This is a genomic window from Aeromonas sp. ASNIH4 (assembly GCF_002934425.1).
Taxonomy (GTDB): domain Bacteria; phylum Pseudomonadota; class Gammaproteobacteria; order Enterobacterales; family Aeromonadaceae; genus Aeromonas; species Aeromonas hydrophila.
On the sequence record NZ_CP026217.1, the window covers coordinates 4,052,924 to 4,065,139 of the forward strand.

The 12,216-nt window shown below is 58.2% G+C and carries 11 protein-coding genes; 7 read left to right on the plus strand and 4 right to left on the minus strand.

The window, feature by feature from the left end; genetic code table 11:
- Positions 1–4: 4 nt before the first annotated feature.
- The 4 genes from alaS to pncC form a co-directional block, all read right to left on the minus strand.
- Positions 5–2,629 (minus strand): alanine--tRNA ligase, encoded by a 2,625-nt coding sequence (alaS, locus tag C2U40_RS18875; RefSeq protein ID WP_103827405.1) that lies wholly within the window; start codon positions 2,627–2,629, stop codon positions 5–7.
- Positions 2,630–3,074: 445 nt separating this feature from the next.
- Positions 3,075–3,575 carry a regulatory protein RecX gene (locus C2U40_RS18880; protein WP_011707430.1) on the minus strand — a complete coding sequence of 167 codons (501 nt, stop codon included), beginning with the start codon at positions 3,573–3,575 and terminating at the stop codon, positions 3,075–3,077.
- 41 nt (positions 3,576–3,616) lie between these two features.
- Positions 3,617–4,681, minus strand: coding sequence for a recombinase RecA (gene recA, locus C2U40_RS18885; RefSeq protein ID WP_011707431.1), 1,065 nt, complete (start codon positions 4,679–4,681; stop codon positions 3,617–3,619).
- A 79-nt stretch (positions 4,682–4,760) separates the two neighbouring features.
- Positions 4,761–5,252 (minus strand): nicotinamide-nucleotide amidase, encoded by a 492-nt coding sequence (pncC, locus tag C2U40_RS18890; RefSeq protein WP_043164601.1) that lies wholly within the window; start codon positions 5,250–5,252, stop codon positions 4,761–4,763.
- A 582-nt stretch (positions 5,253–5,834) separates the two neighbouring features.
- On the opposite strand from pncC, the gene C2U40_RS18895 reads away from it, so the two are divergent.
- The 7 genes from C2U40_RS18895 to C2U40_RS18925 all read left to right on the plus strand — a co-directional run bounded on the left by C2U40_RS18895 (position 5,835) and on the right by C2U40_RS18925 (position 12,186).
- On the plus strand, positions 5,835–6,797 hold the full coding sequence (locus C2U40_RS18895; protein ID WP_103827404.1) for a DUF932 domain-containing protein: 963 nt from the start codon (positions 5,835–5,837) through the stop codon (positions 6,795–6,797).
- Positions 6,798–6,923: 126 nt separating this feature from the next.
- Positions 6,924–7,913: a YqaJ viral recombinase family nuclease gene (locus C2U40_RS18900; RefSeq protein WP_103827403.1), complete on the plus strand. Its 990-nt coding sequence runs from the start codon at positions 6,924–6,926 to the stop codon at positions 7,911–7,913.
- Entirely contained in the window at positions 7,910–8,890 is a 981-nt protein-coding gene (locus C2U40_RS18905; protein WP_103827402.1) for a recombination directionality factor, read from the plus strand. Before C2U40_RS18900 ends, C2U40_RS18905 begins: the two co-directional genes overlap by 4 nt.
- Before the next feature lie 100 nt (positions 8,891–8,990).
- Positions 8,991–9,584: a lecithin retinol acyltransferase family protein gene (locus tag C2U40_RS18910; RefSeq protein ID WP_103827401.1), complete on the plus strand. Its 594-nt coding sequence runs from the start codon at positions 8,991–8,993 to the stop codon at positions 9,582–9,584.
- 28 nt (positions 9,585–9,612) lie between these two features.
- Positions 9,613–10,038: a DUF2787 family protein gene (locus C2U40_RS18915; protein WP_103827400.1), complete on the plus strand. Its 426-nt coding sequence runs from the start codon at positions 9,613–9,615 to the stop codon at positions 10,036–10,038.
- A 67-nt stretch (positions 10,039–10,105) separates the two neighbouring features.
- Positions 10,106–10,603, plus strand: a complete 498-nt coding sequence (radC, locus tag C2U40_RS18920; protein ID WP_103827399.1) for a RadC family protein — start codon at positions 10,106–10,108, stop codon at positions 10,601–10,603.
- 179 nt (positions 10,604–10,782) lie between these two features.
- A complete protein-coding gene (locus C2U40_RS18925; RefSeq protein WP_103827398.1) occupies positions 10,783–12,186 on the plus strand; it encodes a hypothetical protein in 1,404 nt (467 codons plus the stop codon).
- Positions 12,187–12,216: the final 30 nt, after the last annotated feature.

Here is a 12,216-nt window from a genome sequence, read left to right on the forward strand (position 1 = left end):
CCTATTACAGGCGCTCTTCCAGCCAGGAGTGTACGGATTGCAGCGCTGCCGGCACCGCCTCGGGCTGGGTACCACCCGCCTGGGCCATGTCGGGACGACCGCCGCCCTTGCCACCCACCTGCTGGGCGACCAGATTGACCAGCTCACCGGCCTTAACCTTGCCGGTCAGGTCGTTGGTGACGCCCGCGATCAGGTTGACCTTGCCCTCGCCACTGGTGGCCAGCAACACGACACCGGACTTCATCTGGTTCTTCAGCTCGTCCAGCATGCCGCGCAGGGATTTCGGATCGGCCCCTTCCAGCGCTGCAACCAACACCTTCTGACCCTTGATCTCAATGACCTGACCCAGCAGGTCGTTACCGGCCTGAGCGGCCAGCTTGGCCTTGAGCTGCTCCAGCTCGCGTTCCATCATCTTGGCCTTGTCCAGTACCTGACGTACCTTGTCGGCGATGCAGAACTGGTCGCCTTTCACCAGTGCGGCAGCTTCTTCGATCTGCTCGCCGACCTGATGCATGAAGTCGATGGCGGCCTTGCCGGTCACCGCTTCGATACGGCGCACACCGGCGGCGATGCCGCTCTCGGCGATGATCTTGAAGAAGCCGATGTCACCGGTGCGCTTGGCGTGAGTACCGCCGCACAGCTCGGTGGAGTAGTCGCCCATGCGCACCACCCGCACGTCGTCTTCGTATTTCTCACCAAACAGCGCCATGGCGCCGGCTAACTTGGCGGCTTCCAGATCCATCAGCTGGGTAGTGATTTCGTGGTTGGCGCGGATCTGGTTGTTGACCAGCTCCTCGACCCGGCGAATGGTCGCCATGGTCATCCCCTCGAAGTGGGAGAAGTCAAAGCGCATGCGCTCGGCGCCCACCAGAGAACCTTTCTGGGTCACGTGCTCACCCAGCGCCTGACGCAGGGCAGCGTGCAGCAGGTGGGTCACGGAGTGGTTCAGGGCGATGGCCTGGCGACGCTCGCCATCGACCACGGCTTCGACCTCGGCCCCTTTCTCCAGGGTGCCCAGCTCCATGTAGCCCTTGTGGATGATCGCCTTGCCCGCTTTGACGGTATCGGTCACGGCAAAGATGCCGTCGTCCACTTTCAGGGTACCGCTGTCGCCGATCTGGCCGCCGGACTCGGCGTAGAAGGGGGTCTGCTCCAGCACGATGACAGCTTCGTCACCCGCGATGAGACCGCTCACCTCGTCCACACCCTTGTAGATGCCGACCACACGGGTGCGCTCGGTCAGGGTCTTGTAACCGGTGAAGGGGGTCTCGAAGTCGAGCTTGAGCATCTCGTTGTAGTTCACGCCGAAGCTGGAAGCCTCTTTCGCGCGAGCACGCTGCTTCTCCATCTCGGCCTTGAAGCCCTCTTCGTCGATGCCGATCTCGCGCTCGCGCACCACGTCGGCAGTCAGGTCGGCCGGGAAGCCGTAAGTGTCATACAGCTTGAACACCACTTCACCCGGAATGACCTTGGCGTCGCCGAGATTGGCCAGCACGTCTTCCAGCAGCAGCAGGCCTCTGTCCAGAGTGCGGACAAACTGCTCTTCCTCGATGCGCAGCACCCGCTCGACCAGCGGCAGCTGGGCAATCAGCTCGGCAGCGACATCCTTCATCTGTGCCGCCAGCTCGGCAGCCAGTTTGTAGAAGAACACTTCGGTGGCACCCAGCTTGCGACCGTGACGCACGGCGCGGCGGATGATGCGACGCAGCACATAGCCACGACCTTCGTTGGAGGGCATCACGCCATCTGCCACCAGGAAGGCGCAGGAGCGGATGTGGTCGGCAATGACGCGCAGGGACTGGTTGCTCAGATCGTTGGTGCCGACGATCTCGGCCGCTTTCTTGATCAGCGCCTGGAAGATGTCGATTTCATAGTTGGAGTGCACACCCTGCATGATGGCGGAGATACGCTCCAGACCCATGCCGGTATCCACGGACGGACGCGGCAGCGGCTCCATGGTGCCGTCAGCCTGACGGTTGAACTGCATGAACACCACGTTCCAGATCTCGATGAAACGGTCGCCATCCTCTTCCGGTGAGCCGGGACGGCCACCCCAGATGTGATCGCCGTGGTCGTAGAAGATCTCGGTGCAGGGACCGCACGGACCGGTATCGCCCATCGCCCAGAAGTTGTCGGAAGCGTACGGTGCACCCTTGTTGTCACCGATGCGCACGATGCGATCGGCCGGTACACCGACTTCTTTTTCCCAGATGTCGAAGGCTTCATCGTCAGTCGCGTAGACGGTCACCAGCAGGCGCTCTTTCGGCAGTTGCAGCACCTCGGTCAGGAAGCCCCATGCAAACTTGATGGCATCCTGCTTGAAGTAGTCGCCGAAGCTGAAGTTGCCCAGCATTTCGAAGAAGGTGTGGTGACGAGCGGTATAGCCGACGTTTTCCAGATCGTTGTGCTTACCACCGGCACGCACGCAACGCTGGGAAGTCGTCGCGCGATTGTAGGCACGCTTGTCTGCGCCAAGGAACACATCCTTGAACTGGTTCATACCCGCGTTGGTAAACAACAGGGTCGGGTCGTTATGCGGTACCAGCGAGCTGGAGGAGACAACCTGGTGCCCCTGGGAACGGAAATACTCGAGAAACGCGGCGCGAATCTCTGACGTGGACATATACATGGAAAATCCTGCTTGATTCGAATACGGACTTTTAACCGCATTAATGTAAGTTTTCTGCGGGGTAAAGTAAAACGGACAGGGCCGCCACGGGTGAAAAAGCGCGCATAAATGGGGGCTGGGAGAAAAGGGAGACAAAGCGGGGCGTTTTCAGCCATGGTTTGGGCCGATGGCAGCGGAAAATCGGCCTGCCGCCGAGGAGCCTTCCACCGCGTCTGCCACCAAGATGCAAGTTGCTGAATCCACAGACACCCGCGGCAAAGGACATGCAATCATGTCCATGGTGGCGACGGGAAAGACGATACGGACAACCCGAGCAAAAGACATTCTGTGAAATGCAGAACTGCGCCATGACAATCTTGGCTGCTGGGGCTAGCAAGTACGCCACCATCCCCCTGCAGGTCATCAGCAGGCTGAAACAGCTTGCAGGAGAGCAGAAACGGAGTGATTACAGCTCGCGCTCCTGCAAGGCGCTCAACGCATAGCGTCCCTGCTCCTGGGTAAAGCCGCGTCCCAGCAGGTATTTGAGCCATTTCATCCGCAGCTTGAAATCGGCAAGGTCGGCCACGTTGGCTCGCCGCGCCAACAGCGCCAGGGCGAGTTCAAACCAGTCCAGCTCTGGCTGCTCGAAGGCGGCGTCAATCTGGTTGTCATCCAGCCCCTTGCGGCGCAGCTCGAAACGGATCTTGATGGGACCGTGCCCCTTGGCCGCCCCGGCTCTTACCGCCATGGCGCCATAGCGCTCGTCGTTGACCCAGTTGTAACCCCGGCAATAATCGACGACCGCCTCGATCACCTCTTCCTGATAGCCCTGCTGGCGCAGCCGTCTGGCCAGCTCGGACTCGGCGCTTTCGCGGCGAGCAAGACTGCGCATGGCAAAGGCGCGGGCCGCCGCCAGTTGCTCTTCAAAGGTAAGTTCGACCGGTTTGTCAGCAGATTCATCAACCATAAATAACAAGGCCGGGTATCAACCCGGCCTTCCTTTGTTCCTTATTCGAACTCTTGTTCGCTTTCGGCATCGAACTCTTCTGCCTCAACCGGCGCAGCCTTGTCATCGACAGGTACGGCACCGGAGAGCAGCAGCTCGCGCAAACGGGCTTCTACTTCACCAGCCATCGCCTTGTTCTCGGCGAACAGCTTCATGACGTTGGCCTTGCCCTGACCGATCTTCTCGCCGTTGTAGCTGTACCAGGCACCGGCCTTGTCGATCAGCTTGTGCTTGACGCCCAGATCCACCAGCTCACCCTCTTTGGAGATGCCGGCGCCATAGAAAATCTGGAACTCGGCCTGCTTGAAGGGCGGGGCCACCTTGTTCTTGACCACTTTGACACGGGTCTCGTTACCGACCACTTCGTCACCTTCCTTGATGGCGCCGATGCGACGGATATCCAGACGCACGGAGGCGTAGAACTTGAGCGCGTTACCACCCGTGGTGGTCTCCGGGCTGCCGAACATGACGCCGATCTTCATCCGGATCTGGTTGATGAAGATGCACAGGCAGTTGGCGTTCTTGATGTTGGCGGTCAGTTTGCGCAGCGCCTGGGACATCAGACGAGCCTGCAGGCCGACGTGGGAATCCCCCATCTCGCCTTCGATTTCCGCTTTCGGGGTCAGGGCTGCCACGGAGTCGACGATGATGACGTCAACGGCGTTGGAGCGCACCAGCATGTCGCAGATTTCCAGCGCCTGTTCACCGGTATCCGGCTGGGAGATCAGCAGGTCGTCGACGTTGACGCCCAGCTTGGCGGCATAGATGGGATCCAGCGCGTGCTCCGCATCGACGAAGGCACAGGTCTTGCCCTTTTTCTGCGCTTCGGCGATCACCTGCAGGGTCAGCGTGGTTTTACCGGAAGATTCCGGACCGTAGATCTCGACGATACGACCGCACGGCAGACCACCGATCCCCAGCGCCACGTCCAGAGAGAGGGAGCCGGTGGAGATGGCTTCGATATCCATGGTCTTGCTGTCGCCCAGACGCATGATGGAGCCTTTGCCAAACTGCTTTTCGATTTGACCCAGCGCAGCCGCCAGTGCCTTCTGTTTGTTCTGATCCATGCCAATCTCCGCTGGAAATCGTGAGTAAAAATGAAGTTGGGCTAAGTATACTGTCTATTCATACAGTATCAAGCCCAATTTATCTGAGCAGGGCCAACAGACCCGACAAGGCCTGTCTCACCGCCTGCTGGCGTACCTGCCGGCGATCCCCGTCGAAACGGGCCAGCAGGGAGTGGTGACGACCGTTGCGGTCGGCCCAGGCGAACCAGACGGTGCCGACCGGTTTGCCCGGTGTCGCGCCGCCAGGGCCGGCGATGCCGCTGATGGCGACACTGATGGCGGCAGAGGAGTGGGCCAGCGCACCGCGGGCCATCTCCAGCACCACGGCTTCGCTCACCGCGCCGTGCTGCTCAAGGCTCTCGCCGCTCACCCCCAGCATCTGCTGCTTGGCTTCGTTGGTGTAGGTGACAAAACCGCGATCAAACCAGCCGGAGCTGCCCGCGATGTCGGTAATAGCCGTCGCCACCCCGCCGCCAGTACAGGATTCGGCAGTCGCCGCCAGCCAACCGCGCTGACCGAGGGCCTTACCCAGCTCGATGGCGAGGTGCTCTATCTCTGCGTCCAGTTTCATTACGGCTCCTGCTGATTCGTTCAAGAGGCACATTATGCGATCCCGTCACTGCCGCCCGCAACCGCCGGGCAAACCCCCACCGACATCGAGGTGCAGCACCCAGACCCGCTCAGCCAGAGACAACCCCGGAACCCGACCTCCCCCGCCGCGCTGCTTATGTGTAGAATGGCGCCATCAAGTTCAAGGCTCATCACCGCAGACACTGGCCCGCAGAGGCCCCTTCTGGAATCGCACATGACCGCACAACACCAAGCTACCGGCACCGCGCCAGGCGCCAATCTCAGCGCCCACACGCCCATGATGCATAGGTGACTTAATATTGATTTTTATACAAATTAATCAATTAAAACCACACAAACCACGCTTTAACCTACGCTTATTTGCCCCATAGTAACGACGCGCTCTTTTTGAGGCACTGCATATTCATCTGTTCAGTCTCCTTCGCATAGTACTCATCAAGTCATGACTGACTAAACGTTACAGACTCAACAACGCTAAAAATTTTCAAACCTATATCACCCCTGTGGATCGCCGGAGGAACTGTTCTTCCGGCGCGTGATTTTCATGTTCACAGGAGGCTCTATGGCTCATCTCGTCGAATCGATGGCGTATGTTGGTGATACGCCTTGGCATGGTCTGGGCAATCGCCTGAGTGCCCATCAACCGTTGCAAACCTGGCTGGTTGAGGCCGGGATGGATTGGCATATCGCGCAAAGCGATGTGCTGTTTAATGTCGCTCCGGATGGCCTGCATATTCGGCCTCATACAGATGCCAAGGTACTGTACCGCTCCGATACGCTGGCACCGCTGTCGGTGGTGTCGAACCGTTACAAGGTAGTTCAGCCGGATGAGGTGCTGGGCTTCTACAAGGATTTGGTCAAGGCCGGAGGGTTTGAGCTGGAGACGGCGGGCGTGCTGAAGGGCGGGCGCAAGTTGTGGGCATTGGCGCGTACCGGTCAAGAGTCGGCATTGCGCGGCGGGGACACCGTTAAGGCTTATCTGCTGCTGGCTACCAGCTGCGATGGTTCGCTGTGTACCACGGCACAGTTCACTTCCGTCAGGGTGGTATGCAACAACACGCTGCAGATGGCGACCGGTGATAGCAAGGGTGCCGTCAAGGTGCCGCACTCCACACAGTTTGATGCGGCAGCGGTGAAGAATGCGCTCGGTCTGGGGCTGTCCAGTTGGGACAGCTTTATGCGCTCACTCAAAGACCTGAGTCAGCGACCAGTATCACGCAGTGAAGCCGATGCCTATTTCCGCACCGTACTGGGTGAGCCGCTGGCCGATGAGGGTAATCCGTCAGCGCCGGAGCCCTCCCGCACCCTTCAGCAGGTTCTGAGTCTGTATCAGGGCACTGGGCTGGGTTCAACGCTCTCGTCCAGTCGCAATACCGCCTGGGGACTGGTCAATGCCATGACCGAGTTTGTGGACCATCGGCGCCGGGCGCGTAATCAGGATTACCGGTTGGATTCCGCCTGGTTCGGGCAAGGCGCTCAGCTTAAGCAACAGGCGATGACCCAGGCACTGGCGTTGCTGCAGTAATCGTCTCTGGGTTTGGTTTTCTACCTGCGTTTATACCCGCGCATCTACCCGCATCTGAACTTCCTTTTGTCATTTATCGCCCCGGCAGGCTTCGGCTTGTCGGGGCGTTTTGTTTTGGAGTCCGTTATGAAACAACAACGCTATGGCCAGGCTATCCGTCTGGCCTCAACTGTCGGCTTGTCCCGTGAGGAGTGGCTTGATATCCGCCAGCAAGGCATTGGTTCGTCCGATGCCGCCGTGGCCGTGGGGCTATCACCGTACAAGAGTGCTCTGAGCTTGTGGCTGGAGAAAACCGGGCGCAAGCAGCCCGAGGACTTGTCCAGCAAAGAGGCCGTGCTGTGGGGCACGGTCCTGGAGCCGGTATTGGCGTCGGTCTACGCCGAGCGCACCGGCCGCAAAGTGAGGCGCGTGAATGCTGTACTGCAGCATCCGGAGTATCCCTATCTGCTGGCCAATCTCGACCGCGAGGTGGTGGGCCTGCCGGAAGGCACCGGCATTCTCGAAATCAAGACTGCCAGTTACCACTCGGCCCCTCAGTGGGAAGAGGGCGTGCCGGTGGCCTATCAGTGTCAGGTATTGCACCAGCTAGCGGTAACAGGCCTCGCCTGGGCCGATGTCGCCGTGCTGATTGGTGGGCAGGATTTTCGCATTTATCGCATCGAGCGCGATGAGAACAAGATGGCCGACTTGCTGGCTCGTGAGGCTGTGTTCTGGCGCTGTGTTACCGACGATGTGCAACCCGAGCCCGATGGCTCGAGTGATGCCGGTTCAGCACTGCAATGGCTCTACCCGCAGGACAATGGCCTGTCGGTGGATTTCACCGACTCGGCCGAGTTCTGTCAGTTGTTTACCGACTTGCTCAAACTTCGCGACATCAAGGAGCAGACCGAAGCTCAGGAGTCCCAGCTCAAGCAGCGGGTACAGAACGCCCTGGGGGATGCCACCACGGCACTGTTCGCCGGTGGCAAAGTGACTTGGAAGAAAACCAAAGACCGGATTGCTCCGGACATCGAGCGACTGAGTACCGAGCATCCGGAAATCGTGCAGCAGTACAGCAAGCCGGTTGCGGGGAGTCGCCGCTTTGTCATTCAGACCGACAGGAGGAGCGCATCATGATTAAAGGACTGGCGATTACTCCCCCCGTGATTGGGCGCATCAGCATTGGCCATCTGGTGCAAAAGGGTGAGAAGTGGGTACCGGAGAAGGATGACAGCTTTACCCTGACCACCCAGGTACAGGGACGCAATGGCTGGGTCTTACATCCCCTGCATCAGCAGTACAGCGAGCAGGCCGCCAACGGCAAACTCAGAGCCATCCCGGTGCGGTTGCTGTTCAATGACTCTGAGCTGAATCTGAGAGCCGAGTACAGCGCCTTTGACCGCAGCAGCGGCCGACCGGTGTGTGTTGGTAATGGTGAGACGGCGCGACGGGTCACCGCTGAAGGATTGGAAGAGATGGCCTGCCCCGGCCCGGACCGCTGTCCGTTTGCCAAGCAAGCCGGTTGCAAGCTCTATGGCCGATTAAACGTGCAAGTCGATGGTCAGCAAGATGAGCTGGGTAGCTTTATCTTTCGCACCACCGGTTACAACTCGGTTCGCACCCTGGCAGCACGACTGCGTTACTTCGAGGCGGTGAGCGGTCAGGCTACCCGTTATTTACCATTGCTGCTGCGTCTGCGCGCCAAGAGCACCACCCTCTCGTACCGCACGCCGGTCTACTACGTGGACCTGACGTTGCGCGATGACAGCACCTTGGCGCAAAGCGTGTCGGCTGCCCGACAGGAAGCCGAGCGCCAGCAAGAGGCCGGAGTGGATACCGAAGCGCTGGAGTCCATGGCCCGAGCGCTGCTGGGCAATGGTCAGTTCGAGGAAACCGAGGAAGATATCCCGCAGATGCTGGAGGAGTTTTATCCCGAGGCCGAAACGGAAAACCCACCGGCGCAGACCAGCGACATGGCATCGCCTGCACCTACGGCTGTTAAAACTAAACCTACGACACCCATCCGTCAGTCCCGACTGACCAGCAAGCTGGGCTCCGCTTCACCGACCAGCAATCAGACACCCAGCACCACAACAACCGCCTCGCTCGGCTAATACCACACCCAAATACTCAACGGCATACACGGCTCAAGGTCTCCCCTGATTCGGGAGACCTTGGGCCGTTTTCTATTTATTGAATTGAAGGAGAACCATCATGCAAGCAGGTGACCACCTGATTTCCCCGCGTCCGGGGTTTACCCATCACGGGCTCTATGTCGGGAATAACGAAGTCATCCACTACGCCGGTTACTCGTCCGGAGAGGAGTCCGGGCAAGTGGTGCTGACCTCGCTGGACGTATTCCGCAACGGCCATCCTTGCCGCGTCGTCAATCACAGCCTACGCCGCTACGCCCCTGAGCAAAGCGTCGAGCGGGCCTGGTCGCGATTGGGTGAGGCTCATTACAGCGCCCTACTCAACAACTGCGAGCACTTCGTGACCTGGTGTATCCAGGGCTTTCACTACAGTGCGCAGGTGCAAAGGCTGGTAGAAACCGGACTTGCCGTCGGCAGCCAGGTGCTCCCACGGCTGCCGGTTGTCCCGATAGAAACCATGGCCGTGGCCCATCCACTGCGCGAGACCGCGATAGCGACTGCGGTGACAACGGCTTTACCTTCCGCCTCACAGACCGCAGCGATTGTTGCGGGCGGATTAACTCTAGCCAGCGCAGCCCCAGTGGCCGTCCCCATTGCCATAGCCGGAACCGCGCTTTACGGCGCCAAGAAGCTCTTCGACTGGCTGACCGACTAACCCCATTCCAAATACTCAGGAGATGACCATGACCATTCCCTTTCAGGCGGAAGGCCAACTGCTGCCCGTCAGCCCCTGGCTGAAATCCCAACTGGCCGAGATGGTGAGCGAGCAATCCATCAATCTGGAGCCGCTGACGGCACTTACCTTTCGCTTCAACGACCCCAACTACTCAGCCACCCAAGGCGGCTATCACCCCGTGGAAATCCTGCTGGTGCGCGGTCTCAACGGCTGGCTGTTCGATACCATCACCGACTTTAGCTACCAAGGCTATGGCGATTGGGCCGAGCTCAACAAGGAGCTGGATTTTGATTTTCTAAGCCCCGAGTTCACCCACATCTATCTGGGCGTACTGCAGCACGATGACGCCATCGAGCTGTACCAGCTCTGGGAGAACAACTTCTGGCTCTACTGTCAGATGAACACATTCAGCACAGCCCTGAGCTGTACCTAACCGCATTCACGACAACGCCACCTTCAGTACTGACGCCGGAGGTGGCGTTTTCTATGGAGAACTCACCATGAGCCACAACAAATTCAAAGCCGGAGAAACCCAAGGCACCTATATCCTGACTGAGCCCGCCACTGCCGAGGAAATCCTGGCTATGGCCAACCGGCTGGCCCGCGCTAGAGTCACTAAGGGTAAGGCGCTCACCTCGCCAAGCCTTACCTACAGTTGCCTGCAGACCCTGCTACAAGGTTATGAGCGGGAGGTATTTGCCATCCTGTTTTTGGATAGTCAGCACCGCGTCATCAAGTTTGAAGAGTTATTTCAAGGCACGCTGGATGCCGCGTCAGTCTACCCGCGCGAAGTAGTCAAGGCGGCGCTGGCCTGCAACGCGGCGGCGGTGATCTTGGTACACAACCACCCATCCGGCTTGCCCGAGCCTAGTCGCGCCGACCGCACCCTTACTGAAACACTCCGAGCTGCACTGGCCACCGTCGAGATCCGCGTGCTGGATCATCTGGTGATCGGCACTGAAGGCAGGGTGTCAATGGCAGAGCGAGGGTGGTTGTAAAGATTGAGGTATAAGGCCAGCGCATGATGTTCATGAAACGCCCTGTGTTGGTTCGCCCTTCAGCCATTAGACAAATCAATGCGACATAGATTGTCGCAGTCAGCCCCTAAGATTACCCCAGTGCGATTCGTACGAATCGCCTTCCGACGTAGAGTCAAAATTATCAAGGAAGTATAACGATGAAAAAGAGAGCCACGTTGCTTTACCCATTGCTTACCACACTGTTACTCACAGCCTGTGGCGGCGGTGGCGGTTCTGGCGGTAGCGAGAAACCAACTGAACCTACCCGCGCAGCAGGTCTGTATATGACCGCAATCAACAACCCGGTGAGCCTCACTGTGAAGAGTGTGGCCAGTAGCAACCGAATGGCACTGAAAGCTGCTAAGGCCGAGATCGTGACCCCCGAAGACGGTGAGCAGATCGACCCGAGCGTTGGTCTGTATGCCACGGACGAGGGCGGCAAGGAGTTTCGTATCCACTTCGAGCTGACTGCCGAGGACGGTACTACCACTGGCTACGACGAAAAGATTAACCCGACCTCGGTGATTCAAATCACCCCGGACGCGGTGTATCTGGAGTTGGCAGTCAAGGTCAATACCAATAGCTCTGTGGAAATCCGCCAGTACCTGGTGCAGTTCTCCACCGGGAAGATGATCGAAGTGCAACGACTGGCACTGCGTGATGCTTTCTTGAACCAGGCGTACAAGTACGTGATCCCGGCCAACAGCCTGCACAATGGGAGTAATGACCCGATCGTGCTACTGAGTGACGGTAAGTGGTATAGTCTGTCTGCCGATTGGACTAACGGTGCCGTCAGTAAAGAGTATCGGAGTGACTACGTCTCCACTTACGGTTCCCAAGGTCCTGCTGGCAATATTCTGTTTACAGCTGATAAGCAGGAATATCGCATTGAGCACGGTGCTGTAGGTGGTGATAACGACTACATCACTCACAACAACCAAGTTCTGTATCGCGGTAATTCAGGATTCTGGCTGGCTGACGATGGCCGGGTGGTAGTAGCCAATAACGGTGGATTGTTCCACGTAGTTACCATAGACGGTGTGGAGTCACTGGAGCAGTTCTCTGACTATACCCACGATGCGGCTCTTGGTGATGTATTGCCAATTACCTATATCTGGGCTAAGTCAGGTGAATATTTGCTGAGTACACAGTGCCAAGTAAACCGTGACAATGCCGGTATTATGGAAATGCCGTTCTTCAATAGCTGGGATACGGACTCCTATTACACCGCTGGTGCACAGTCTATGGTCTGTGTTGACAAGCCGGACAACGATCAAATCGATATGTTGGACCCGGAAGTTTATTGCAATGCCGGTCTGGAATGGCGTATGTGGACTCTGTCTGTAGACGGTGCTGCTAAGCGGGAAATTACTCCGCTGGCGGCAGAACCATTCCAGATTATCCAACTGTCTGAAGACACTGCTTACGCTGGTCTGAGTGAGTGTGTAAAAGATGCTGAGGGTAAGTGGACTGTCAACTTCACCAACAACATCATCAACTTCGCTGATAACAGCATCACTCCGGTGAGCGACATTGTCAGTCTGTCTGCCTTTATCCATTAAGGGTAAAAAATGGCGATTTATATAAGGAGC

What these genes read in the sequence shown, in the direction of transcription:
- recA (WP_011707431.1), bottom strand. Translation starts at nt 4,681, where the DNA reads ATGGATCAGAACAAACAGAAGGCACTGGCGGCTGCGCTGGGTCAAATC.
- alaS (WP_103827405.1), bottom strand. Translation starts at nt 2,629, where the DNA reads ATGTATATGTCCACGTCAGAGATTCGCGCCGCGTTTCTCGAGTATTTC.
- radC (WP_103827399.1), top strand. Translation starts at nt 10,106, where the DNA reads ATGAGCCACAACAAATTCAAAGCCGGAGAAACCCAAGGCACCTATATC.
- C2U40_RS18915 (WP_103827400.1), top strand. Translation starts at nt 9,613, where the DNA reads ATGACCATTCCCTTTCAGGCGGAAGGCCAACTGCTGCCCGTCAGCCCC.
- C2U40_RS18880 (WP_011707430.1), bottom strand. Translation starts at nt 3,575, where the DNA reads ATGGTTGATGAATCTGCTGACAAACCGGTCGAACTTACCTTTGAAGAG.
- C2U40_RS18895 (WP_103827404.1), top strand. Translation starts at nt 5,835, where the DNA reads ATGGCTCATCTCGTCGAATCGATGGCGTATGTTGGTGATACGCCTTGG.
- pncC (WP_043164601.1), bottom strand. Translation starts at nt 5,252, where the DNA reads ATGAAACTGGACGCAGAGATAGAGCACCTCGCCATCGAGCTGGGTAAG.
- C2U40_RS18905 (WP_103827402.1), top strand. Translation starts at nt 7,910, where the DNA reads ATGATTAAAGGACTGGCGATTACTCCCCCCGTGATTGGGCGCATCAGC.
- C2U40_RS18910 (WP_103827401.1), top strand. Translation starts at nt 8,991, where the DNA reads ATGCAAGCAGGTGACCACCTGATTTCCCCGCGTCCGGGGTTTACCCAT.
- C2U40_RS18900 (WP_103827403.1), top strand. Translation starts at nt 6,924, where the DNA reads ATGAAACAACAACGCTATGGCCAGGCTATCCGTCTGGCCTCAACTGTC.
- C2U40_RS18925 (WP_103827398.1), top strand. Translation starts at nt 10,783, where the DNA reads ATGAAAAAGAGAGCCACGTTGCTTTACCCATTGCTTACCACACTGTTA.